We start from the raw sequence: 22,995 nt of genomic DNA on the forward strand, positions 1-22,995 counted from the left end.
CGCCGAATACTGTATTTTCTTGACTGCGTTGTTTTTTGATTAAAATTTCTTTCCACTTGTTTTAGATTTGGTTTTATTTTTTAAATGCTCCTCCGCCTCAGTTAAGTATTCCTACTGCTTTGAAATATATAGTTAAAGCGTACGAAGTTTTAGTTTTCAATGCGGCTGTCTTGGTTTCGTCTTTGGCCTCGTAGGTTAGCAATCGCATCGTATTATAGTAGTATTTATATTATTCCAAAGAGTTATTTTTGTTTACAAATAACTTTCCACCGACTGATAAATTTTTAGGCAATCTTTTAACATTTGTATTTACTAAATTTAAATTTCCATCAACTGACAAATTGTCAGGCAATATATCGATTGAAGTGTTAGTTAAATTCAAATAACCAGCAATTTTTAAATTTTCTGGTAATTTTTTTATATTAGAAAATCCCAAATCTAAACTGCCGTTGATAGAAAAATCTTCAGGTAAAATTTCGATTGGAGTATGTCTTAGAATTATATCACCATTAACAATAATATTTTTTGATAAAAACTCAATTTTTGAAAACTCACAGTTTAAAGAGCCACTAACAAATAAATTTTCCGGCAATGTTCTTAAATCACTATAGCTCAGATCTAAATTGCCACCAATAAACAAATTTTTGGGTAAAAATTTAATTTTAGTATTTCTTAGATTTAAATTTCCTTGAAGGGAAAAATTTTCAGGTAATAATTCAATATTACTATATTTCAAATCTAAATTGCCAAGAATAATTAAATCATGAGGTAAAATTTTAATTTGAGTGTGACTTAAATCTAAATTACCTTTAATTACCATTTTTTTTGGTAATATTTTTATTTTTTTTGATTTTACATTTAAATTACCGCCAATTGTTAAATTATCAGGCAATGTTTCTATTTCTGTGTTTATTAATTCTAAACTTCCACCAATAAAAAAATTGTCAGGTAAATTTTTAATTTTCGTGTTTTTTATGAATAGATCACCACCAATTAATAAACTTTTAGGCAACTGTTCAATATCTGTATTATCTAGACTTAGAAATCCCTTAATTGATAGATTTTCTGGCAAAACTTTTATATTAGATGAATTCAAAATTAAAAAACCATTAATAATAAAATTATCTGGTAATGTTTTTATTTTTGTAAATGCTAAATCTAAACTTCCTTTAACATTTAAATCATCAGGTAACATATATATTTCTGTATGATTTAAACTTAAAAAACCACCAACAGATAAATTATTAGGTAAAATCTTAACGTTAGAATATTCTAAATATAAATCACCCTTTATAGATAAATTATCAGGCAATGTTTCTATTTTCGTATGAGCAAGTAATAAATTACCATTCACACATAGATTTTTAGGTAATACATTAATTTTTGTATATCTTAAATCTAAACTACCACGAACATCCAAATTTTGGGGTAACATTTTAATTTTTGTATTTCTTAAATACAAATTACCATCAACACGTATTTTATTAGGTAATGACTTAATTTTTGTATATGCTAAATTTAAATTTTTCTTAACAAATAAATTTTCTGGTAATATGTTAATATTTAGGTATTCTAAATTTAAATTACCGTTAACAATCAAATTATTAGGCAATGTTTTAATTTTAGTATATCTTAAATCTAAATCATTATGAATATAAATATATTGGTTTCTTATATTAAATTTAATTTTTTTCTCATTGAGAAAATCAAAAAAAGCATTCAAAACATATATCCTTTAACTAATAAACATGTTAATTTTTTATGGTATGTTGGCTATTATTGCAGTTCAAGATAAGTAATAAAGATTTAATGAACATGTTTTTTATGGGTAGAGTTGTTCTTCATAACCATTAGAATATTTACTCGTTATTTTAACTAATTCCCCTTTGTTGTATTCAAAAAAATTGGTAAAGCATGTACACTCATTTGTTTCATGTTGTCTTATTTTAACATTTATCTCTGTAAGCTTATCATCATTATAAATATATTCCGAAACTCCATATCCATATTCAGAATAATTTATCCAATATTTTGCTTGCTTTTTTTCATTTATCAAAAATGAAATATTACGTACATTATTTGTACCACTTGCAAAATAGATTGATTCAATATGATTTTCATCATAAAAATAGTACTCTCTATCAACAATATTTTCTGCTTGACCATAAATTTCAGTTAAAAGCAAATTATTATTATTATCAAAGTAATATACATGTGTATAATCGATATTTTTTGGTAATGCCTTTAATTCTCTACCCTTTTTGAAACCATCTAGCTGAAAATCAAATGGTTTAATATTAACACTTGGACCTTTAGATATTTTTTTATATGCAAATTCTGACAAAGCATTTTGATAATATTCATCATTTATTTTTTTGGGGGACAACATAATATTTTCATATTTTTTCTTAAGGATATTTATTATGTTAACTAAATTCAATTTCCCTAGTTTAATATTTAAATGTTCCATTTAATAGCTCCTTACCTATCTTTTTCAATTCATTAGTGAATTCATTAGTGACATTTATATTTATAAGTCTATTATAAACATTCTCCATATATATTTCAGTATGAACTTTAGAATGAGCAATTGCTTTAGTTTGTGCCTTTGCTTTATCTTTAGAAGAAGTCGGTAAATATACCCCATTTTCAAATGAATTTTTACCCACTTTTAGCACTTTCATCTTATCTCTAAGTTTTTTCATTCTTACATCTTGTGAATTAGACATAACAATATGGTGTGCTGAATAATTATAGTTTGGCACAGGTACATGCGCTTTTTTCATATTAGTACGTAATTTTTTAGCATCTGTACGACAACTCCAGCCCCACGGATCAATCCACATCACCCCATTAGGCGCATACTGATACAGATTAAACCCACTCGATAGCCCAATCGGGTCCGGCTGCGTGAATCTGCCTATATCCGGGTCATAGTACCTGAAAGTATTGTAATGTAAGCCCGTTTCTCTGTCTAAATACTGTCCCTGATACCTTAGGTGATGTTGTATCTGGCTGTGTTCGATTTCCTGTATCGGTTTGCCCCATAGCTGATAGCTACACGCCCATACAATGTGACCGCCTTCATCAGTGAGTTCTTCTGGGGCACCATTGACATCGGTGTGGTAGCACAGCACTTTTTGTTCCGTACCGGTGGTCTCTACTCTAGCTAAGGGTTCATAGCCGCTTTCATCAGTGTAGATATAGGCGCTTTTGCTTCTGTCAGTACGGGTTTCCTGAATTATGCTTAGCCCGTCCCACAGATAGCGTTTTGTTTATCAGATGTCTTGCCTGACTATTGTTAATAGCCAGGTTTACTAAATTGAATTATATGGATCAATCTATTCCTTTTACTTTATTTTTAATAAAAAACTGTCGTAATGACTCTGAAATCACAATTCGCCCTTCAGATTCTTCACACCTTGCCATACAAAATTGCTCATTTATATTTTCTTTAAAGACCATTTTATAAAATTCTTTTGGTCCATCAGGCAAACTCTCTAATAATGGTATATATTCAGATTTATTCATATCAATACAGGATATTAAACGCAGAATATTTAATGCCTTATAACCAGAATAGCTGCAACCATTAACAATTATAGTTGCCTCTATTAGCTGGACATCATGTAAAAAATCTTGATTGTTTGAAAGTAAATTGGCAAGTCTAGGCGAGATAAAAACAGGACCATCACTGAAATAAATATCATAAGAGAGTAAACGTTTTTCACTGACTTTATTTTCTAATTTAAAAACTAATGGTTTATTTAATTGAATCTCCTTGAATTCTATAAATTCGTAACTGGCAACGACAGTTGAGTCATATTGGAACCAATAACTATTAGGATAATTACTTATCATAAGTTCATAAATCATATCAACATCCATTAGACGGCCTAATTGAATTTTTATTTAAAATAGTTTTTCCACGACGTAAACCAATTCTTCTTAAAAGTATTGTAATGTAAGCCGGTTTGTTTGTCTAAATATTGCTCTTGATAGCTTAGGATTCTGCTGTATTTCTGTTAGGTGGTGTTCTGTTCATAATGATAATGCTTGTCTGTGTTTGTTGTGGGGATATCTGTTTGCGTCGTAGGTGTATTGCAGGTCACGGAAGTGGAGTAGTTGGTTAAAGCGAACCAGGTTTTGGTTGTCGCTGTTGCTGTCTTCGTTGCGTCTTTTATCCAGCAGGTTAGTTGCGGCAGCTTTCGATTCGGCCGGTGACGTCATAATGGTAATCGGTCTGTCCCTGACGGGTGTTTTTTTACTCACCAGTCTGTCCAGATTGTCGTACTGGTAACGGCGGTCGGTAAGAATGTCGGGCAGGATAGCCGAAAAGATTGGGAAAATCTTTTCGGCATGCTATTATGTTTTCAAAAGAATAAGTATTTTGCTATTTAACCTTGACTTTCTCTACACATACCCCAACTAATTTGATATTTTTTATCCTTTCATAAATACTTTCATATATTAGCAAACCCATTTCAGTACAGCATATTGGGTAAGGTGGATATTCGCTCTCAAGTAAAAACCTCGGCGCTCTTTCTAGTCTTGAGTGAAAATGGCATTCAGGGCAGACAAAAAGACGCTCATTTTCAGGAATAGGTTGTCCATCAAAAATATTTGGCGTTTCACCTCTCAGTACAACGTAATCATATTTACTAATAAAAGTTATAAATGGCTGTTTATGCTTTTCACTTTCCACTTTATTATAAATAAAACCTATATTTAAATGTTTTTCAGCCTCTTCACCCAGCAAATTCAATAAGCGCAGCGACATGATACTAGGTATCAGAAGACGACCTACCATTGGCATATCTAGGTTTTTCCTTATTTTCCCATTCGTAATCACATCCATACTACCGTGAGGTAGTTTTAGTCTATGGCAATAATGACAAAATTGCTCTCTGTTTTTAAGCTTCCATCTGGAATCAAGATCGAAAGTGTCTATTCCTGAATAATACAGGTGATAAAGTGGCTCACGCTTCATTTAATTTCCTCATATCTATTATTATCTATATTCTCCCTAACAGCACTTTCAATATTCGTATTGTTTTGTGTTTTTCGATAAGAACTTTTATCAAATGGTTAGCTACTTTTGCAATCTATCTAAGGCAATAACGCCTTAGGCACTATTAGTTTTTAAGTTATCAATCCTCGAGATCTTTTAGCCATTTTTGATATCTTTCCGGATCTTTGGCAATCAATGTTTTTAATGTTTCAAACACATCTTTTATTCCTGAAGGATCCACTTTATATTTATTAAATACAAAAATAATTCCCTCTGCGATGGTATCAAGAACATAGAACATTTGTTGCGTATAGCAATTAAACGTTTTATAAGGTATAAAAATTGTGAAATAAACCACTTTGTTTTTTGACGATGTTGTCGGACCGTAGACTAAATTTTTGTGTTCTTGTGTAGCAGATATGGTAAATACTAATTCATAATCTGTTGTTTTAAACAATTTGTCATAATGTGGAAGCGTTTTGTTTAATTTATTGAGATTTGATCTCCACGGATTTAAAACCGTATTAGTAATTTCATAATAAACGCCAACTTCAGCCCACAAGAATAAAAAATCAATCTTCATTTACATCGTCCTTTCGATTTATCACTGTTTTGATTTTAAGTGCTATTTTCCATTTAAACAACAATATATATTAAGCACAATTCAATTTTTTTAATGGGAGATTCAGTGAAGAAGCTGGTGGCGTTTTATATGCTAAGTAAGGTAAATAATGGCTTTAGTTTTATTCACTCTTGTGTCACGCTATCTAATTGCTGTTTGGCATAACTCACTACATCCTCAATACTCGATCGGTCTAAACACGCTATCCTGTAGGTTGATGTGGCATGGTATTGTGGGCTACCCAGTAAGCTTGTCGTTTATTCTAAAATGAGATTTTTTAATTTATTCGATATAATTGCAGGAGGCAAATTGCTATTTTGATAAATGATAGTAGTGCCGCTATTAAATTCTATTTCAATTTGTTCAATATCCGTTTCTTGTTTTATTGTATATTCTGGTAACAGTAAGATCGTATTAGATTGTAATAGATCATTAAATGTTGTTTTCATTATCCCGTGATAATCACTTAAATTGATATAGTTTATATAATTGATGTTTTTGGACAATTTATTATCGATTGTTTCATACCCATTTCGCTGTTTTTTGGGAATGCATATTTCTATATTAAAAAGATTTAAAGTTGCCGTATACAAAAAAGCTGATTTCATCACACTTAATTGACAATCATTAACATAATGTCTCTTTTCTGAAGTTGAAAATACGCTAAAAAACTACCTTTTTTTATAACATCTACGATATCTAAATCTACCATACTCATATTTGACATCCATTTTTCAGCGCTTTAATCCATCGGGTATCATACAAAACATCGACACGGTGTAATACATGTAATTTTTGCCGTTCAACCGATGCCGTATAGTGTTACTCGTTAAATCGGTCAATATTAAGATCACAGCACAGATAAAATAAAGTCTACCACTCAATCCCTTTAGTCACTATTGATATATATATTTAATCCATCATTAAAAGATTCTTTTAAAAAATTAATAAAATCAATAATTGATTGCGGTTGGAATTTTTTTATTTTGATAAGGTTTTCAAGTTCTTTTATTAACGGCTGAATTTCCCCATATAGAATGATTGTATCAGCATAATAATCATCAAGTTTTTTTATTATTGAATACTGATTTAATGGTTTTGCTTTATTGAATAATTCAACGTAATCAGATTTTTCAAGTGAAAATATCGGTGAATTTTCATCTATTTCTTTTTGATTACTTGATGCTATAAAATCCAAAGCCATAAATACCTCATATTTTAATTATTATCTATTGTGAGATGTTTATCTTACTTCATTATTTTTACTTTCTCGAATTTTAGCTAAAGCTTTTTCAAGCCGACTAACATTTTGATATTTGTTTGTAACTGTACTTCTAGCTAAATAATCAAACCATCCATCAACAGCAATATCAAATAACTCCTGACCTTCTGGTGTAAGGTTTGATTTTTTAAGAACCGTATCGGTTTTTAAATTTCCTTTTTCATCAAACGGTTCAACATCGATTAACAATTCATGTTTTTTAAAAAACCAAATAAAGCTGTTGAGCTTTGCATAACGCTATCTTGCCACCATTTGTTTTTATTTCTAGTAAGCAACATTGGTAAATTATGTAAAGTATAATCAATTTCGTTCATTATTTTATTTCAATAACAGTTAACTATCGGGTCAGGCTACGTGAATATGTCTATATCAGTACGAAAATATGAAGTCATTATCAATATACTGTTTGGATAAATTTATTCCTTTTACTTTATTTTTTATAAAAAACTGTCGTAACGACTCTGACATCATAATTCGCCCTATAGATTCTTCACATCTTGCCATACAAAATTGCTCATTTATATTTTCTTTTAAGACCGTTTTATAAAATTTTTTGGGTCCATCTGGCAAATAATCTAATATTGGTACATATTCAGATTTATTCATATCAATACAGGATATTAAACGAAGAAAATTTAATACTTTATAACCAGAATAGCTGCAACCATTAACAGTTATAGTTGCATCTATTAGCTGGACATCATTTAAAAAATCTTGATTGCTTGAAAGTAAATTGGCAAGTCTAGGCGAGATAAAAACAGGACCACTACTGAAATAAATATCATAAGAGAATAAACGTTTTTCACTTACTTTTTTTTCTAATTTAAAAACTATTGGGTTATTCGATTGAATCTTTTTGCATTGTAAAAGTTCGTAATAATCATCTCCTGTTGAGACATATTGGAACCAATAACGATCAGGATAACAAGAAGATATCATAAGTTCATAAATCATAACAACATCCTTTAAAATGCTTAATTGAATTTTTATTTAAAATAGTTTTCCACTACGTGGTTCAATTCTTTTTGTTTTTATTTGTTTCTTTATGGTTTCTTTATATTGTTTTTATGTCCAATTTTCCTTTTGACCCTTGTTATGAATTTCTTTCATTTAAGTTTGCATAAGCTGATGTAGCGGATTAAGTTGAATAAATCTACCTACATCAGATCGCTGTACTTTAACGTATTGTAATAGATGGCTTCACTATTATCCATAGATAGGTTGATTACATGATGTGGATAAATCTATTCCTTTTACTTTATTTTCTATAAAAAACTGTCGTAACGACTCTGAAATCACAATTATCCCTTCAGATTCTTCACACCTTGCCATACAAAATTGCTCATTGATATCTTCTTTAAAGACCATTTTATAAAATTCTTTTGGTCCATCAGGATAACTCTCTAATAATGGTATATATTCAGATTTATTCATATCAATACAGGATATTAAACGAAGAAAATTTAATGCCTTATAACCAGAATAGCTACGACCATTAACTATTATTGTCGCATCTATTAGCTGGACATCATGTAAAAAATCTTGATTGTTTGAAAGTAAATTTGCAAGTCTAGGCGAGATAAATTCAGGACCATCACTAAAATAGAAATCATAAGATAATAAACGCTTTTCACTGACTTTGTCTTTTAATTTAAAAACTAAGGGTTTATTTGTTTGAATCTTCTTGCATTGCAAAAATTCGTAAAGATCAACGACAGTTGAGTCATATTGGAACCAATAACGATTAGCATAATTACCTATCATAAATTCATAAATCATAACAACATCCTTTAAAAGGTTTACTTAAACTTCACTATTATCCATAGACAGTTTGATTACATGATGTGTATAAATCTATTCCTTTTACTTTATTTTTTATAAAAAACTGTCGTAATGACTCTGACATCACAATCTTCCCTTCAGATTCTTCACACCTTGCCATACAAAATTGCTCATTTATATCTTCTTTAAAGACCATTTTATAAAATTTCATTGGTCCATCAGGATAATCATCTAATATTGGTACATATTCCGATTTATTCATATCAATACAGGATATTAAACGAAGAATATTTAATGCTTTATAACCAGAATAGCTGCAACCATTAACTATTATTGTCGCATCTATTAGCTGGACATCATGTAAAAAATCTTGATTGCTTGAAAGTAAATTGGCAAGTCTAGGCGAGATAAAAACAGGACCATCACTAAAATAAAAATCATAAGAGAATAAACGCTTTTCACTGACTTTGTCTTTTAATTTAAAAACTAAGGGTTTATTTATTTGAATCTCCTTGCATTCTATAAATTTGTAATTGGCAACGACAGTTGAGTCATATTGGAACCAATAACGATTAGCATAATTAGCTATCATAAATCTATAAATCATAACAACATCCTTTAAAAGGTTTACTTAAGCTTCACTATTATCCATAGAAAAGTTGATTACATTGTGTGGATCAATCTATTCCTTTTACTTTATTGTTTATAAAAAACTGGCGTAACGACTCTGACATCACAATTCGCCCTATAGATTCTTCACACCTTGCCATACAAAATTGCTCATTTATATCTTCTTTAAAGACCATTTTATAAAATTTCATTGGTCCATCAGGATAATCATCTAATATTGGTTCATATTCCGATTTATTCATATCAATACAGGATATTAAACGAAGAAAATTTAATGCTTTATAACCAGAATAGCTACGACCATTAACAATTATAGTTGCATCTATTAGCTGGACATCATGTAAAAAATCTTGATTGTTTGAAAGTAAATTGGCAAGTCTAGGCGAGATAAATTCAGGACCATCACTGAAATAAATATCATAAGAGAGTAAACGCTTTTCACTCACTTTTTTTTCTAATTTAAAAACTAAGGGTTTATTTGATTGAATCTTTTTGCATTGTAAAAATTCGTAAAGATCAACTACAGTTGAGTCATATTGGAACCAATAACTATTGGGATAATTACCTAGCATAAGTTGATAAATCATAACAACATCCTTTAAAATACTTAATTGAATTTTTATTTAAGCTTCACTATCATCCATAGATAGATTGATTACATGATGTGGATAAATCTATTCCTTTTACTTTATTGTTTATAAAAAACTGGCGTAACGACTCTGACATCACAATTCGCCCTTCAGATTCTTCACACCTTGCCATACAAAATTGCTCTTTTATATCTTCTTTAAAGACGATTTTAAAAAATCTCATTGGTCCATCAGGATAATCATCTAATATTGGTTCATATTCAGATTTATTCATATCAATACAAGATATTAAACGAAGAATATTTAATACTTTATAACCAGAATAGCTGTGACCATTAACAGTTATAGTTGCATCTATTAGCTGGACATCATGTAAAAAATCTTGATTGTTTGAAAGTAAATTGGCAAGTCTAGGCGAGATAAATTTAGGACCATCACTAAAATAAAAATCATAAGAGAATAAACGCTTTTCACTGACTTTGTCTTTTAATTTAAAAACTAAGGGTTTATTTATTTGAATCTCCTTGAATTCTATAAATTCGTAATTGGCAACGACAGTTGAGTCATATTGGAACCAATAACGATCAGGATAATTACCTATCATAAGTTGATAAATCATAACAACATCCTTTAAAATACTTACTTGAATTTTTATTTAAAATAGTTTTCCACTACGTGGTTCAATTCTTTTTGTTTTTATACGTTTATTTAAAGCTTCTTTAAATTGCTTTTGTATCCAATTTTCCTTTTGATCCTTGTTATGAATTTCATTCATTTAAGTTTTCATATCCAATGAGTATTGATAATATGATCGGGTATATTTAGAAATCTAAAAAATCATCATATTCAGAATAATAATTTAAGGCTTTTATAAAGTCTTTTGTTGTAGCTGAAGGTTTCTGTTCCATCACTGAATCGATTACATCAGCAAATTGCTCTCCTGAATAAAGAAAGTATAGTTTCTTTTTTAAAACAAAAGATGGATAGATTTCTTTTCCATCATCACCCACATTTGGATAGTCACCAATATAATAACTTTTGTTACTCTTTAAATCTTCATCAAATTCGCCATAAAGACAAAAATTATCATTTCTTTCTGTTGGTTTTTTTATATAAGAAATAATATCGTTTATTGGATAAAGGTTACCTTTAATCAGCATAGTATAAGTACTCCATAATAAAATTTAATATAATTTTTTACCTGTTAATACATTTAATCTTACACGTCGGTCTTCTTTTAGGATTATCTAAATTTCTTCTTCATAAAGGTTGTTTATAAAATCAGAAAATGATTTACAAACTAAATAGACATTTTCCATATTAGGATTTTCTTCCTCATCAGCTTCAAGCTCATGATCCCAAAAATAGATCTGGTTGTCTTCATTTTTTAGTTTCATAATAATAAGGTTACCCCCTGCATCATGGGCAATGGGAATAAAACCTGATGGAATCCTATTTTTATAATTAAAATAATACTTTTCAAGGTTGCTATTTTTTTCTTTCCCTAAGCTAAGAAATTGGTCAACAGAAGATGCGTCAGTTCTATCTGAAAAAAATTTAAAAGAAGCCGGGAAAGGTCTTCCTCCATTAAACTTTATCAAAAAATCTTTATAATCGTTTGGTAAAATACTTTGTATTTTTTCTCAAAATCAGAGATATCTTGTAATACTGCCGGTTTTCTAGAACAAATGATCATAACTATAAATTACCTTTTACTTATTAAAATTCCACCTGAATATCATATTGCATTATGTAAACGGTGAAATCAGCTGCATATATCCAGAGTCCTGATGGTGGTGCCAATAAATCCTTAATTTTCTTTACCATTAGGCCACAACAAAAGCCTAATGGATCAATCCATATCAACCCATTAGGCGCATACTGATACAAATTAAACCCAGCCAAGAGCCCAATCGAGTCCGGTTGTGTAAATCTGCCTATATCAGGTCGCTGTACCTTAAAATATTGTAATGTAGGCTAATTTATTTGTCTAAATATTGCCCTTGAGATCTTAGGTTCTATTGTATTTTGGTTAGGTGGTTTCCGGCATAATAGCGATAATGCTGGGTACCACTGGTAGTCTGTTTGCTTTGCGGTTGGCTATTGCGAGTATAGCTGAATTATTGTAGCTGACTATGTAAAACTTCGTATTGTGTATAAGCTTTGTTATCGATATAAGTTAACTATTAGATGAAACAAAAAGTAATACAATTATATTAAAAAATTCATAAGTCATCTTCACAAACTAATTTAGACATAAATTCATTAAAGCTATTACACAGGAAAAGTGTACTTTTACTCTGATTATCAGATACCGATAGATTGTCAGACCATGTATCGAAAGTGCAATAGTAAACTTTTCCATTGTTGATATTAATACAAAAATAATTACCACCAGCATCCCTAGCAAAAGGTAGTAAATTTTTGGCCAATAAATTTCTATCCCATAAATTTTTAGCTATTGTGTCCATCAAATAGTTTTTATTATTATTAAATTTTTTATAATATTTAATTGGAGTCAACTCATGGATTGTGACATATTCATATTCGCCTTGTGGATCGAACCATGTATTATTTTCAGGCATACCACCATTATGTTTTAATAAAAATTCTTTTAATTGTTCTGGAATTTTTATTTTTAAACTATTTTCAATTTCACTTATATCATTTATGTTAACTGATTTTTGAGAATCGTAAAATTTGTTGCTTTTACGAGGTTTAATATCTTCATATTCTATAACGCAATCTTTGTTTTCTTCATCTTCAGTTAAACAATCCAAGAATTTTCCCAATGAATCAAATAAATAAATACTATTTTTTCAAAATTTTGTTCTTTACTAAGCGTAGTATCCCAAGCAAATCTAATGTATTGATATATAGCACCAGTATCAATATTTATACATAAAAATCCATCACCGTAATCCAGTGCAAAAGGTAGCAAAGTTTTCGGTAATTTATTTTCATTCCAATGTTCTAATACAATTCCTTCTAGTAAGAAATCAGGGTCATTTTTGAATGCTTGATTATATTTAATTGCAAGAAATTTTGAAATTTTAAATTTATATGGAAAACGATCAATTATACAAACATATTTGGTAAATATTCCCTCCATTGCAAGTTAAATAAAGCTGTTTTAAAGATGAAGGAATTTTGATACCTAATTTATTTTCGCATTCGGTTAAATTATCATTAGTTAATTGTTTTTCGCATTTAAAAAATTTATTTTTATTCAACATTTTCTATCCAATAATATATTGTTAATAAACTAACAGCTTTTTGTTGATTTCATCGATTTTTTGCCTGTTAACCAACCCTTTTCCATTGATTATCGTACTTAATGCTAAATCGCATTTTTCTATCTGTAGTAGTCATTCCTACAAACTTTTTTTTAGTTGAACCAAATTTTTTATATTAACTTTCTCAATTTTAGAACCTTTTTCTAATCAGGCTAAAGCTTTGTTTTTTTACTCACCAGTCGGTCGGGGTAGTCGTTCTAGTATCAGCTTAGTTTGATTATACAGATAAATATTATATTTTTAGAGAAATGCTATTTCCGCTCCACCTATATCTTCTACTTTTAAATTTTTAATTTTAACCCCTATTCCATGCTCTATATCTCCTAACCAATCAAATAAAAAACCATATTGATATTCAACATCGGGAAATAGATAAATTTTTATTAATGTCAGTTTATCTAATTTTTTTTTGTAAACTTTATCAATGTATGAAGCTGTTGCCTGCTCAATTAAATGAAGAAGCTCAATTTGGTGAGATATAATAAAATTTATATCTGTTTTCATTTTTTCATCACATTCTTCAGACTCTAAATAAACAACTGAAATTTTTTGTGATCCAAAACAACTTAAAATTATATCTACAGCTATACCATCATCTTCACAATACACAGCCATTTTATCAAAATACATTTCGCCTATTTCACGAACATCTTCAACATCACTCTTTAATGCCAAAAGAGCAAGTTTATTAGATAATTCTTCACTGATAGATTTAAACAAATAGATAAATATTCCAATATTTTGATAATCTTGATCATCAATTGCATCTTTAGTGTATAACCAAATATTTTTTTTTAACCAATTTTTATCTATAGATAGGATAATATCTTGACATAATTTGGTATTTCCATCTAAATTTTTCATTACTTCTATGATATTTGGCAATAAGTTAACCTTCATTTCTTCTGGTAGTTGCTTAATTACATGTAATAATAAAGGGTTTACTACTCCTGTTAAATCTTTTCTAATTAATTCTACAGATTTAGGGGAATTTACTAATAAAAAAATGTTATCAAGCATACTATCTTGCAATTTAATACATTCTTTAATAGCATTTTGAATTTTATTCAATTCATACATTTTATTTTTTTCCAGCATATTCCAAAGGGAGGGAGTTAAATAATTCAATAAATTTTTTAGGATACATTTTAAACCGACTGTATCAATCCACATCACCCCATTAAGCGCATACTGATACAGATTATACCCATCCAATAGCCCAATCGAGACCGGCTTTGTAAATCTACCTATATCTGGGTCGTTGTATCTTAATGTATTGTAATGTAAGCTAATTTATTTGTCTAAATATTGCCCTTGAGATCTTAGGTTCTATTGTATTTTGATTAGGTGGTTTCCGGCATAATAGCGATAATGCTGGGTACCGCTGGTAGTCTGTTTGCTTTGTGTGCGCCCATGTTCGTCGTAGGTGTATTGAAGCCCGTTGAAGTTAAGTAAATGCTTAAAGCGTACCAAGTTTTGATTTTGGATACTACAGTCCTCTTTGTGTCTTTTATCCAGTCGGTTGGTTACGGCATTGTATTGCAGGGTTTCCCTGTCGGCGTGATTGCGGCAGTTTTCAATTTTGCCAGTAAGATCATAGAAACAAAATGTAAAGTTAAATTAAAATTAACAAATCTCTTTCACAATTCTAGACTAATAAAGAGTTTAATTTTATAGCTTATATTTATATAAATTGAAACTAATTGTGTATTAAATACACATATGCAACTTTTTTGGGCCCCTCATAAATTTCGAATTTATTTTGTGATTTCAAACGGCTTTCTGGTGCTGTGTCCATTAAAAATCTTACCGTTCCTAAAGAGCATATCTCACTATTTTTAATTTTGCACTCATCTATCTCAAATACTACACTCCATGCATTATTCGGCCATTCTTTATCCTCTTTAAAGCGAGAAACGGCATAGTATTTCCCTGCAGGTGGAATTGTTTTTCTGCCTCCTTTAGACTCATGTAGCCATACAATCTTTACTCGATTCATTAAAAATCATCTCCTATACTGCTTTAGCATAGTTTTCTAACGTTGATTGCTTCAATCTATGTTATCTTAGCGTGTTTATTTAAATCCATAACTTCAGCATATCTCGCCGGCCTTATACCATCAAGGTGAGTATTAAAATATAGTCTATTTTTTATAATGATAAATTTTTCTGGGATAGTCCAAAATCAATATACCCTTCCGAACTTATAACAAGACACCATTTATTGGATGAATCAAAAAAATAATGATGTTGAGGAATATTTTCAATAGCAAATGCAAGAAACCTCTCAAATTGTTGATTTGTTAACTGCACTGCAAAATTTAAAGACGAATCATTGATATAATAAATTACGCTACTTTTTTTTATTTCAACAAATATATCATTGTTATATAAAAAATTTTTTATCAGGAATAACCAGTTAGAATAGTTTCCAAAAAGTTGACTGCTTTTATAGTTAATAGTTTTTGTCCAATCAATCTTTGTTCCTTTCCAATCAAAAGAATCTGATAATTTATCTGCAATATCACCCCAATTATCTATCAGTTTTGGTTGATCGAATAATTGAGTGAGTTGTATTTTGATTTCATCATCAAGTGTCATAATTTTTTCCATGATTGAGATGGATTCACAAATAGATTTTGAAGTTTGATTACTGCGGATTCAGTAGCATCAAATAAAAAGTGTTCACCTTTATCTTTTTCACTAAACACATTATATGAGATCCATTTTTTCCATCTACAGTTGTCATTCCTATAGGCTTTTGTTTAGTTGAGCCAAATTTTCCTATATTAACTTTTCATAGCTATACTACGGGTACCACTGGCAGTTTGTTTGCTGTCGTAGGTGTATTGGAGGCAGTGTAAATCAAGTTGTTGGTTAAAGCCTACCACGTTTTGGTTTTCGGGTACTGCTGTCTTCGTTGCGCTTTTATCCAGTAGGTCAGTTGCGGCAGTTTTCGATTCTGCCGCTGATGACATAGTTTTAGTATTAACCAATTAAAATCTAAAAATCCCAATATACTTTAGTCCATTATAATTTTCTTTAAGAGGTTTTTGGATATTGAATTCACTTAATTCATCATCTGCTATATACCAAACTACAGCATTAGCTTGTTCTATACCTAATTGATGGCATTTTGTTTCAATTTGTTGTATGCAATCTAAATCTGATGTAACAAATTCATCAATCAGTTTATCAATTTTGACGCTTTTTTTTAACGGTTTAGGATAACCGATAAAGTCTTCATCATACCAATCATTACCCGTGTCTTTACAAAAACCACAGATTACATATTTAGGACTATCAATATCATGCTTATAGTCCAATTTAAAATATTTATTATATTCTCTAGTTGGCATAGTATTCGTACCTATCCATAGATGCCAATTTTTTGTAAGATCATCTTGTTCAATGATGGGATATTTAGAGTCAGCTTCAAATTCACCTATATATTTTAATCCATTGTAATTTTCTTTATAAGGTTCTTTTACCTCTAATTCCAATATTGGATCGTTATTAACATACCAAAATACTGCATTTGCCGATTTAATGCCTAATTCATTGCATTTTTCTATTATTTTTTTCTTTTCATTTTCATTTACTTCGACTTTATTGATAACAAAATCCATATCTTTAGGGGAAGAAAATTTTTCTAACATGATTAGATTTTCTGTCATGTATGCAATATTTCCAATATCTGCACAAAACGGACAGCTTGGTTTAAGATTTAGGTAATCTTTTTGTATTCCTTCAAATTGGTGAAAATAATTTTTATATTCTTCATCTGAAGAAAAATTATTACCTATCCACAGGTGGATAGTAACTTTATCCGAATTTAAATGACTCATCACTAATATTCCTTATTTATAGACAATTGGGTTTAGCTTTCATATGTTTACTATGCATACTGTCTATTATAGCTTGCGATTTTGAAGTAGCTTTATTTAATTTATCCATTAATTTAATATGAAATTCTCTCACCATCTTGATAATGATAGTGTTCCAAATAAGCACTAGTAAATTTTTGAATAAATTTACTGCTATGCTGATAATCCGTTTTGGGTTCAAAAAAACCGTTTTCTGTCGTCCATTCATAGACACTTTTATTTAGAGGCATTTTTGTTAAAACGCCACTTAAAAGATTTTTTTTAATAAAGTTTTCTGCCTGTTCTAACTCGCTATACACACCTGAGCAAAAATCAGCTTCATGTCCATGAAAAACCCATATAAATGATGTCATTACTTTTTTTCATTTAGTCTATTTGATTTACTCTTTATTTTGAATACACCAGTCATAACCACTAACATCAACTGGCGTGCTTCTATTGGTACGAATTTCCTGAATCATTTTTAGTCAGTTATAAAAATTTTCATTCAATATTTACGTCCGTAGATTTACATATTCTTCAAAAAAAGATTCAAACGATGGAGCAAGAACATTTAATATTTTTTTTGAAAAAAGATCATAATTAATAATTTGTCCAAAAGTATCTTTTCTACAATCAACACACCAACATACTTCGTCATCCTTAAAATAGATAACCGCTAGATTCATCGGTAAGGAGTATTCATTTCGACATTGACAGGTATCATAATAAATACTACCTTCAGACTCTGTTAATGCATCATTATTCACTATGCCTGATATCTCTTCTTCTACAATACCGCCGCCACCAACTAATAAAATAAATTCTTTCAACTCGGCTGGTAATGACAATTTTAATTTATTTTCAAGTATTTTAATTTGAGATTCATCACAAGAACCTAGCCAATATACTTCATCTTCAGCTTCATTATGCAATTTCTCAATAAGGCTTTTAATCTTACTCATATATACCTAATTCTTCTGCTTTTCCGATTAACTCATCTTGCAACGTACCTTGTATTTCTTCGCCATTATAGGTTAAGACAAAATCACCATTAATATTAGGAGGAAAATGTGAGCCATCTATTGTTCCAAAAATTGTTGACATTGTGTCTACCATTACTATGCGTAAAAAATTAAAAATCGTTTCTTGGTCGTTGTTTGATAATCCGACGACTATACTTCTTAATCTTGAAAAAGGATCTGCTTCATTTATTGGTTGACTTGAGTCACTTAAGTTTACTTTATAATATTGAAGCCCTTCATCAAGTAATTCAGATAAAAGTGACTTAACTACTAATTCATCATTTTTTAAAATTTTCATTTAACATCCTTTTTTACTATTATGTTTTACCTTGTTTAATTCAGGATACATTTTTTATTTTTAGCTATTAATTCTTTAAGGGGATTATTGGTGATTTTAGGAGGGGTGCTTGTTAACGTTCAAATATTTCTCACTAATAACACTCTTGCACTTTCAAAATGATTTCCTGATGCTGTTTTTCATTATATCTTTTTATAAAATTTTTTATACTTGCTTTAGGCACATACTGATACAAGTTAACACCACCCAAAAGCCCAATCCGATCTGGCAGAAAACTGAGGTAATAAGCATGCTAAATGAGCCGTTCGGACTCAATCCAATACCGACTATAAAAATACCCTATTTAAAATTAATTATTTTTTACTTTCTCTGATTTGAGCTAAGCCATTTTCAAGACGACTTAGGTTTTGATATTTGTTAGCAGCTTGACTTCTATTTAAATATTTAAGCCATCCCTCTACAGCTGTATTAAATAATGCTAGGCCTTCTGGCGTTACATTTTCCCTTTTAATCACTGTGTCGGTTTTTAATTTTCCTTGCTCATCAAAGGGCTCCAAATCGATTAATAATTTTTGTTTTTTTAAAAAACCGAATAAAGCTGTGGCAGTTTCAATGACAGCATCTTGAAGTTTTTTGCTTTTATTTTTAGTAAGCAACATAGGAATATTATATAAAGGATAATCAATTATTTCTTTATTAAATGCAATTTTCAAATCCTTATCATTGATATATCCTAGCATTTCCTCACTCAATAAATATTCCAAATCAATATCTTTGTAGGGGATATTATTTTTTTGTATAGTATATAGAATTATTAAAAATGGATAAGCGTATGCGTGTGGTTTATACATTATATCCTTAATCAATTTTTTATTTACTTCGATAAGATTATAGGCTCTTTCAAGATAGATGGTATTCAATATTTTAAGTATTGCATCAAAAATATTTTTTTTTCCACTTTCTGTTTTGGGTAATAAAATTGTATCAGTTTTTTCTTCATCAAAATAATGTGAACTATAAACCATAATTTCATTTTGTAAATTTGTACGATAAGGAGGTGAAATGTTATTAATAAAATGTTTGATTTCAGCTGAATATACATGCATATAGAATACATATTCATAACCTTTGTTAAAAAATTCAAGAAATATATTTGCCTTAGCTCCTTTTTTATTGTCTAAAATAATTTTATTCCTATTAACTTTAATATAAGGATATGATTTTAATTTATCTTTTAAGAAAATTTGTAATTCTTTTTCAAATTGGGTTCTCAATTCTTTAGACATCGTATATAGCCTCCAAACCTAACGCCTTTACCACTGTGCGCAGCAATTTCCATAAGTCCTTTTTCACCTTTAGATAATATAATAGTTACTTCTGTTTGATTTGAATTTATCTATTAGATTATTACCCCCTGCTCTCGTAATTTAGTTAGTACTTCACGCCCTTTTTCAGAAAGTTCCATTTTTTTTAAATAAATAGCCAGCCTGTTTTCAGGAATTATTGAAATTCGTTTAGGATATTCTATAAAAGAATCTAAGGTATCATCTGGAAAAGGAATGTTAGGGTTATTGTAATCATCTTCATCTGGATCATAATCGTCTTCGACTTCTGTTCTTGTTATCATTGCTAATAAGGCATCAATGTCGTTGGCGACCAATTTTAAGTTTGTATTTTGTTCTAAATACCCCCCTTTCATATCAAAATATAGATCATTAACTTCGTGATCCCAGTGATAAATTTTACCCTTCGGGCTTAAACAAAGTAGGTCACCATAATTAAGGCTAGCTATCGCTAAATAATTTTCTGGAATGCGATCTAAATAGCTATCATTGATTGCCAGTAAATCTTCTGTATCTTTTTTTGAAAAACCAAAAATAACCTCTAAGGGTAACGCTTCGCCATCGCAATTAATACAATAGTCTATTTCAGCTTCATCATTTAAAATGATCACATTATATTGTTTTAGAAATTCGATATAGGCATGATTTATTTTTGTATTTAAATTTAACTTTGTAATACGTTTATCAATATCATTTGGAACACTGTATTTTGATGTAAACATTTTAACTCCAAAAATATCATCCATAAATAAAAGCTGATGAGATATTAATTTCGATATCATTCAAATTGGTAACACACCCTTTATACCAGAGAATTTTTGTACATTTATATCCAATGATTTAAAATAATTTAGCGCATCTGATATATTTGTAAATTGCTTAATGTCTTCTACCCCATAATCTTCTATAATTTCCATTTTCTTTTCCATGATATGAAAAATATAGGCATTATATAAACCATTTTCCTTTTTAAGTGCATATTGAAAAAAAAATCGCTCACCGTCTATCTCTTTTATTTCATCAAAACCTCTAACCTTACCCTGCTCTATAGCCGCAATGATTTTTTCAACTGAAACGTTACTCATCACTATCTATCCTTACGTTTAATGTTTAAATACACATGGTTCAATCCATATCATGAAGTTAAGATGATACTAATTGAGGTTAAACCCAGTTAGTAACCCAAATGGGTCTGGCTGTTTAAGGTTAAAGTCGACGGCGCGGTTACTATAGCTGTGAAATAATTTTTATGTATTTATTGCTATAATAAGACTGATTTAATAAAAACTATATATTGTTTAACTTATTCATCAATTCTTTCATGCATTTGTTTGCAATTTCTTTATATTTTACAGCTTTCTTTTCAGAATAATTTTTATCTAACATTTGTTCAAACTGAGCCATTGTACCCCAAAAATCCTTAGTTTGAATTGAAATTCCGCCGTTAACCCAACAAACAAAAAATAATTGGAGGTTATCTTCAGGCATTTGAAAATAAACAATATTCTGTATTTTATATAATCTATTTTTAAACTGTTTAATTAAGTGTGAGCATCGTTAATTTGCCTTCCAATGATAAAGAAATAATCAAGCCTTTTCCTTCTAGATTAACAACATCGCAAAATTTATTTATATTCCATTTTTTTAATTTAGATAGTTCGAGCCATTTATCTAGTGTCCAGTCATTTACGCTACCTAGCGTCACCATCTTTTTTCTAATACCATGCATATCAATACTTATATTTATTACAATGTTATTTTCAGATAAAATGCTGACATTACCATACAAATAGTTGTATATTTTAAATTTTTTATTTAATTTTGCTTTTGGTAGTTCTGGTTCACCCAATGTTTCATCAATAAGAGAATCTGGTGATCCAACACGCAACTTGTTAATTTGTAAACTATCAATAATATCCATTATCTCAATTTGAAACATTGGGCTCCATTCTTTATTCATTATTGACAACCTATCTTGGCATTATATTTATGTACATTTTATTGAATATCCCTGTAGCCTCTTGAATTTCTTCTTCCGCTTAAATTCTTAAGTTTAATAAAGATGGTGGCTTGGGTTGATAATAATAGACTTCACTTAACACTTTCACCTATTTTTGAAAACAAAGTATTGTATTTTTGCACTTATTTTGAATGGACTAGTCATCACTCTATTTAAAAAATTATTAATTTTTAGTTAACTAATAAATGCATTTTAGGCAAACTTATTAACCATAAAAATATTGCATAAAATGATCAATGTTTTCACCTAAAATCGGAGAAAGCGCCATTTTAATTTTGGGTAAAAATTCAGGTTTTATTTCATCACAATCATCATTTGTATATATTTCATAAATATTATATTGGTTATAGACAATATCAACAATTACGGTTAATGCTTGTATAAATTGAAGAAAATTATCGGCGATTTTGAACGGTTCTAAAACGTCATATGCAGCAAAAATAGAGGGGTTATTGTTATCTTCTTGAAAATTAAATAAAATAGGTTCACCTCCTCCGTTCTGTTCTAAAAAAACAATATAATCTTGCTTTTTTAAATTCGAAAAAGAGTAATTGGTGTTTCGTTGTTCTAAATTTAAATAGTCAATAAACGATAAAGAAGACATACCCGTCTCTATAACAAGCTGTTGTAGCTCAAATTGACGGTAAAACTCGATTAAACATTGATTGTTATGTAAATAGGATGAATCCACCTCTTTTGGGCTTTTAGCTAAGTACTGACCATCATCATGTTTTTTTAATATGTCTAATAATCTTTCAAATGCATTAATTTCTAACATTTTTTATCCCAATACCTTTAACCATTTAATAATTTTCAAATAATGGCTGTTTATCAATCATTCTTTAGCCGCTATTTTTATAACTTACACGGTGTATTTGTTTTCAATTCAAGTATTGAATAATACTCGACCTGTTTTTTTTAATCACCCTCTGCGATGATAATTTCATTTTCATTGCTAGCTTTAACAAGAAAATTAATAAAGTTGATAATGTCGCTGTCTTTACTCTTTGCTAAATAGCTAATAAGTATTTTTTGATGATCGGGATAAATTCTGGTTTTACCATATGGGTCAATAGAAATCCCAGTTTTTTCTTTTAAATAGCAAAATGAATTTTCTAATTTTTTAATGATATTATCATGTAAAATGAACAATGGTTTATTGCCATCGAAATCGGATAAATAAGAAAAATCAATCATAATCAATACGCTTAATACACAATATATTGTGTAT

General features: G+C 29.4%; 35 protein-coding genes. All 35 read right to left on the reverse strand.

Features of this window, described 5'->3' with window-relative positions:
* Positions 1-229: 229 nt before the first annotated feature.
* The 35 genes from J3U66_RS02090 to J3U66_RS02250 all read right to left on the reverse strand — a co-directional run bounded on the left by J3U66_RS02090 (position 230) and on the right by J3U66_RS02250 (position 22,961).
* Positions 230-1,723 carry a hypothetical protein gene (locus J3U66_RS02090; protein WP_267332777.1) on the reverse strand — a complete coding sequence of 498 codons (1,494 nt, stop codon included), beginning with the start codon at positions 1,721-1,723 and terminating at the stop codon, positions 230-232.
* 99 nt (positions 1,724-1,822) lie between these two features.
* Complete coding sequence (locus J3U66_RS02095; RefSeq protein WP_267332776.1) at positions 1,823-2,470, reverse strand: hypothetical protein; 648 nt, start codon at positions 2,468-2,470, stop codon at positions 1,823-1,825.
* Entirely contained in the window at positions 2,451-3,137 is a 687-nt protein-coding gene (locus J3U66_RS02100) for an RHS repeat-associated core domain-containing protein (RefSeq protein WP_267347756.1), read from the reverse strand. The genes J3U66_RS02095 and J3U66_RS02100 overlap by 20 nt, the downstream gene beginning before the upstream one ends.
* 199 nt (positions 3,138-3,336) lie before the next feature.
* On the reverse strand, positions 3,337-3,876 hold the full coding sequence (locus J3U66_RS02105; RefSeq protein WP_267344155.1) for an imm11 family protein: 540 nt from the start codon (positions 3,874-3,876) through the stop codon (positions 3,337-3,339).
* 517 nt (positions 3,877-4,393) lie between these two features.
* Positions 4,394-4,990 carry a hypothetical protein gene (locus tag J3U66_RS02110; RefSeq protein ID WP_267347757.1) on the reverse strand — a complete coding sequence of 199 codons (597 nt, stop codon included), beginning with the start codon at positions 4,988-4,990 and terminating at the stop codon, positions 4,394-4,396.
* Positions 4,991-5,150: 160 nt separating this feature from the next.
* A complete protein-coding gene (locus tag J3U66_RS02115; RefSeq protein WP_267347758.1) occupies positions 5,151-5,594 on the reverse strand; it encodes a hypothetical protein in 444 nt (147 codons plus the stop codon).
* 296 nt (positions 5,595-5,890) lie between these two features.
* Entirely contained in the window at positions 5,891-6,082 is a 192-nt protein-coding gene (locus J3U66_RS02120) for a hypothetical protein (RefSeq protein ID WP_267332769.1), read from the reverse strand.
* Between the two features lie 440 nt (positions 6,083-6,522).
* Entirely contained in the window at positions 6,523-6,837 is a 315-nt protein-coding gene (locus tag J3U66_RS02125) for a hypothetical protein (RefSeq protein ID WP_267347759.1), read from the reverse strand.
* A gap of 39 nt (positions 6,838-6,876) precedes the next feature.
* Entirely contained in the window at positions 6,877-7,104 is a 228-nt protein-coding gene (locus J3U66_RS02130; protein WP_267347760.1) for a hypothetical protein, read from the reverse strand.
* Positions 7,105-7,284: 180 nt separating this feature from the next.
* Positions 7,285-7,869, reverse strand: coding sequence for a hypothetical protein (locus tag J3U66_RS02135; protein ID WP_267347761.1), 585 nt, complete (start codon positions 7,867-7,869; stop codon positions 7,285-7,287).
* A 252-nt stretch (positions 7,870-8,121) separates the two neighbouring features.
* Positions 8,122-8,694, reverse strand: coding sequence for an imm11 family protein (locus tag J3U66_RS02140; RefSeq protein WP_267347763.1), 573 nt, complete (start codon positions 8,692-8,694; stop codon positions 8,122-8,124).
* Between the two features lie 37 nt (positions 8,695-8,731).
* Complete coding sequence (locus J3U66_RS02145) at positions 8,732-9,304, reverse strand: imm11 family protein (protein ID WP_267347765.1); 573 nt, start codon at positions 9,302-9,304, stop codon at positions 8,732-8,734.
* Positions 9,305-9,374: 70 nt separating this feature from the next.
* A complete protein-coding gene (locus tag J3U66_RS02150) occupies positions 9,375-9,914 on the reverse strand; it encodes an imm11 family protein (RefSeq protein WP_267345006.1) in 540 nt (179 codons plus the stop codon).
* Between the two features lie 49 nt (positions 9,915-9,963).
* Positions 9,964-10,536, reverse strand: coding sequence for an imm11 family protein (locus J3U66_RS02155; protein WP_267347767.1), 573 nt, complete (start codon positions 10,534-10,536; stop codon positions 9,964-9,966).
* 202 nt (positions 10,537-10,738) lie between these two features.
* The gene (locus J3U66_RS02160) at positions 10,739-11,077 is read right to left on the reverse strand and encodes a DUF7716 domain-containing protein (protein ID WP_267347769.1); all 339 of its coding nucleotides are present in this window, start codon (positions 11,075-11,077) and stop codon (positions 10,739-10,741) included.
* 87 nt (positions 11,078-11,164) lie between these two features.
* Positions 11,165-11,518, reverse strand: coding sequence for an SMI1/KNR4 family protein (locus J3U66_RS02165; RefSeq protein ID WP_416379706.1), 354 nt, complete (start codon positions 11,516-11,518; stop codon positions 11,165-11,167).
* Between the two features lie 118 nt (positions 11,519-11,636).
* Positions 11,637-11,858: an RHS repeat domain-containing protein gene (locus J3U66_RS12840; RefSeq protein ID WP_416379710.1), complete on the reverse strand. Its 222-nt coding sequence runs from the start codon at positions 11,856-11,858 to the stop codon at positions 11,637-11,639.
* A gap of 284 nt (positions 11,859-12,142) precedes the next feature.
* A complete protein-coding gene (locus J3U66_RS02170) occupies positions 12,143-12,697 on the reverse strand; it encodes an SMI1/KNR4 family protein (protein ID WP_267347771.1) in 555 nt (184 codons plus the stop codon).
* On the reverse strand, positions 12,685-13,029 hold the full coding sequence (locus J3U66_RS02175; RefSeq protein ID WP_267347773.1) for a hypothetical protein: 345 nt from the start codon (positions 13,027-13,029) through the stop codon (positions 12,685-12,687). Before J3U66_RS02175 ends, J3U66_RS02170 begins: the two co-directional genes overlap by 13 nt.
* A complete protein-coding gene (locus tag J3U66_RS12845) occupies positions 12,992-13,153 on the reverse strand; it encodes an SMI1/KNR4 family protein (protein WP_416379707.1) in 162 nt (53 codons plus the stop codon). Before J3U66_RS12845 ends, J3U66_RS02175 begins: the two co-directional genes overlap by 38 nt.
* Positions 13,154-13,453: 300 nt before the next feature.
* Positions 13,454-14,506: an RHS repeat-associated core domain-containing protein gene (locus J3U66_RS02180; RefSeq protein WP_267347937.1), complete on the reverse strand. Its 1,053-nt coding sequence runs from the start codon at positions 14,504-14,506 to the stop codon at positions 13,454-13,456.
* A gap of 406 nt (positions 14,507-14,912) precedes the next feature.
* Positions 14,913-15,212, reverse strand: coding sequence for a hypothetical protein (locus tag J3U66_RS02185; RefSeq protein ID WP_267347775.1), 300 nt, complete (start codon positions 15,210-15,212; stop codon positions 14,913-14,915).
* A gap of 151 nt (positions 15,213-15,363) precedes the next feature.
* A complete protein-coding gene (locus tag J3U66_RS02190) occupies positions 15,364-15,813 on the reverse strand; it encodes a type IV secretion protein Rhs (RefSeq protein WP_065632888.1) in 450 nt (149 codons plus the stop codon).
* Between the two features lie 188 nt (positions 15,814-16,001).
* Complete coding sequence (locus J3U66_RS02195) at positions 16,002-16,208, reverse strand: hypothetical protein (protein ID WP_065632887.1); 207 nt, start codon at positions 16,206-16,208, stop codon at positions 16,002-16,004.
* Entirely contained in the window at positions 16,209-17,060 is an 852-nt protein-coding gene (locus tag J3U66_RS02200) for an immunity 22 family protein (protein ID WP_267332758.1), read from the reverse strand.
* 113 nt (positions 17,061-17,173) lie between these two features.
* Positions 17,174-17,452 (reverse strand): DUF7710 domain-containing protein, encoded by a 279-nt coding sequence (locus tag J3U66_RS02205; protein WP_267332757.1) that lies wholly within the window; start codon positions 17,450-17,452, stop codon positions 17,174-17,176.
* Positions 17,453-17,593: 141 nt separating this feature from the next.
* Positions 17,594-18,043: an SMI1/KNR4 family protein gene (locus J3U66_RS02210; RefSeq protein ID WP_267332756.1), complete on the reverse strand. Its 450-nt coding sequence runs from the start codon at positions 18,041-18,043 to the stop codon at positions 17,594-17,596.
* Complete coding sequence (locus J3U66_RS02215) at positions 18,036-18,401, reverse strand: hypothetical protein (protein WP_267332755.1); 366 nt, start codon at positions 18,399-18,401, stop codon at positions 18,036-18,038. Before J3U66_RS02215 ends, J3U66_RS02210 begins: the two co-directional genes overlap by 8 nt.
* Before the next feature lie 353 nt (positions 18,402-18,754).
* Positions 18,755-19,687, reverse strand: a complete 933-nt coding sequence (locus tag J3U66_RS02220; protein ID WP_267347777.1) for a hypothetical protein — start codon at positions 19,685-19,687, stop codon at positions 18,755-18,757.
* Positions 19,688-19,800: 113 nt separating this feature from the next.
* Positions 19,801-20,466, reverse strand: coding sequence for an SMI1/KNR4 family protein (locus J3U66_RS02225; protein WP_267332753.1), 666 nt, complete (start codon positions 20,464-20,466; stop codon positions 19,801-19,803).
* A gap of 60 nt (positions 20,467-20,526) precedes the next feature.
* Entirely contained in the window at positions 20,527-20,829 is a 303-nt protein-coding gene (locus J3U66_RS02230; protein WP_065632882.1) for a hypothetical protein, read from the reverse strand.
* A 202-nt stretch (positions 20,830-21,031) separates the two neighbouring features.
* Positions 21,032-21,232 (reverse strand): hypothetical protein, encoded by a 201-nt coding sequence (locus J3U66_RS02235; protein ID WP_267347779.1) that lies wholly within the window; start codon positions 21,230-21,232, stop codon positions 21,032-21,034.
* Positions 21,233-21,281: 49 nt separating this feature from the next.
* Complete coding sequence (locus J3U66_RS02240; protein WP_267347781.1) at positions 21,282-21,704, reverse strand: hypothetical protein; 423 nt, start codon at positions 21,702-21,704, stop codon at positions 21,282-21,284.
* Between the two features lie 265 nt (positions 21,705-21,969).
* Positions 21,970-22,542 (reverse strand): SMI1/KNR4 family protein, encoded by a 573-nt coding sequence (locus tag J3U66_RS02245; protein ID WP_267347782.1) that lies wholly within the window; start codon positions 22,540-22,542, stop codon positions 21,970-21,972.
* Positions 22,543-22,682: 140 nt separating this feature from the next.
* Entirely contained in the window at positions 22,683-22,961 is a 279-nt protein-coding gene (locus J3U66_RS02250) for a hypothetical protein (RefSeq protein WP_267332749.1), read from the reverse strand.
* Between the last annotated feature and the right edge of the window lie 34 nt (positions 22,962-22,995).

The organism is Gilliamella sp. B2969 (assembly GCF_026536195.1).
Taxonomy (GTDB): domain Bacteria; phylum Pseudomonadota; class Gammaproteobacteria; order Enterobacterales; family Orbaceae; genus Gilliamella.

Bases quoted from the DNA above. Each gene is read 5' to 3' on its own strand.
- J3U66_RS02190 (WP_065632888.1), bottom strand. From the start codon at position 15,813: ATGACACTTGATGATGAAATCAAAATACAACTCACTCAATTATTCGAT.
- J3U66_RS02095 (WP_267332776.1), bottom strand. From the start codon at position 2,470: ATGGAACATTTAAATATTAAACTAGGGAAATTGAATTTAGTTAACATA.
- J3U66_RS02235 (WP_267347779.1), bottom strand. From the start codon at position 21,232: ATGCCTGAAGATAACCTCCAATTATTTTTTGTTTGTTGGGTTAACGGC.
- J3U66_RS02210 (WP_267332756.1), bottom strand. From the start codon at position 18,043: ATGAGTAAGATTAAAAGCCTTATTGAGAAATTGCATAATGAAGCTGAA.
- J3U66_RS02245 (WP_267347782.1), bottom strand. From the start codon at position 22,542: ATGTTAGAAATTAATGCATTTGAAAGATTATTAGACATATTAAAAAAA.
- J3U66_RS02105 (WP_267344155.1), bottom strand. From the start codon at position 3,876: ATGATTTATGAACTTATGATAAGTAATTATCCTAATAGTTATTGGTTC.
- J3U66_RS02160 (WP_267347769.1), bottom strand. From the start codon at position 11,077: ATGCTGATTAAAGGTAACCTTTATCCAATAAACGATATTATTTCTTAT.
- J3U66_RS02140 (WP_267347763.1), bottom strand. From the start codon at position 8,694: ATGATTTATGAATTTATGATAGGTAATTATGCTAATCGTTATTGGTTC.
- J3U66_RS02220 (WP_267347777.1), bottom strand. From the start codon at position 19,687: ATGTCTAAAGAATTGAGAACCCAATTTGAAAAAGAATTACAAATTTTC.
- J3U66_RS12845 (WP_416379707.1), bottom strand. From the start codon at position 13,153: ATGTTGAATAAAAATAAATTTTTTAAATGCGAAAAACAATTAACTAAT.
- J3U66_RS02135 (WP_267347761.1), bottom strand. From the start codon at position 7,869: ATGATTTATGAACTTATGATATCTTCTTGTTATCCTGATCGTTATTGG.
- J3U66_RS02215 (WP_267332755.1), bottom strand. From the start codon at position 18,401: ATGAAAATTTTAAAAAATGATGAATTAGTAGTTAAGTCACTTTTATCT.
- J3U66_RS02115 (WP_267347758.1), bottom strand. From the start codon at position 5,594: ATGAAGATTGATTTTTTATTCTTGTGGGCTGAAGTTGGCGTTTATTAT.
- J3U66_RS02230 (WP_065632882.1), bottom strand. From the start codon at position 20,829: ATGAGTAACGTTTCAGTTGAAAAAATCATTGCGGCTATAGAGCAGGGT.
- J3U66_RS02110 (WP_267347757.1), bottom strand. From the start codon at position 4,990: ATGAAGCGTGAGCCACTTTATCACCTGTATTATTCAGGAATAGACACT.
- J3U66_RS02240 (WP_267347781.1), bottom strand. From the start codon at position 21,704: ATGAATAAAGAATGGAGCCCAATGTTTCAAATTGAGATAATGGATATT.
- J3U66_RS02145 (WP_267347765.1), bottom strand. From the start codon at position 9,304: ATGATTTATAGATTTATGATAGCTAATTATGCTAATCGTTATTGGTTC.
- J3U66_RS02150 (WP_267345006.1), bottom strand. From the start codon at position 9,914: ATGATTTATCAACTTATGCTAGGTAATTATCCCAATAGTTATTGGTTC.
- J3U66_RS02205 (WP_267332757.1), bottom strand. From the start codon at position 17,452: ATGACATCATTTATATGGGTTTTTCATGGACATGAAGCTGATTTTTGC.
- J3U66_RS02125 (WP_267347759.1), bottom strand. From the start codon at position 6,837: ATGGCTTTGGATTTTATAGCATCAAGTAATCAAAAAGAAATAGATGAA.
- J3U66_RS02250 (WP_267332749.1), bottom strand. From the start codon at position 22,961: ATGATTGATTTTTCTTATTTATCCGATTTCGATGGCAATAAACCATTG.
- J3U66_RS02120 (WP_267332769.1), bottom strand. From the start codon at position 6,082: ATGAAAACAACATTTAATGATCTATTACAATCTAATACGATCTTACTG.
- J3U66_RS02185 (WP_267347775.1), bottom strand. From the start codon at position 15,212: ATGAATCGAGTAAAGATTGTATGGCTACATGAGTCTAAAGGAGGCAGA.
- J3U66_RS02200 (WP_267332758.1), bottom strand. From the start codon at position 17,060: ATGAGTCATTTAAATTCGGATAAAGTTACTATCCACCTGTGGATAGGT.
- J3U66_RS02175 (WP_267347773.1), bottom strand. From the start codon at position 13,029: ATGGAGGGAATATTTACCAAATATGTTTGTATAATTGATCGTTTTCCA.
- J3U66_RS02155 (WP_267347767.1), bottom strand. From the start codon at position 10,536: ATGATTTATCAACTTATGATAGGTAATTATCCTGATCGTTATTGGTTC.
- J3U66_RS02225 (WP_267332753.1), bottom strand. From the start codon at position 20,466: ATGTTTACATCAAAATACAGTGTTCCAAATGATATTGATAAACGTATT.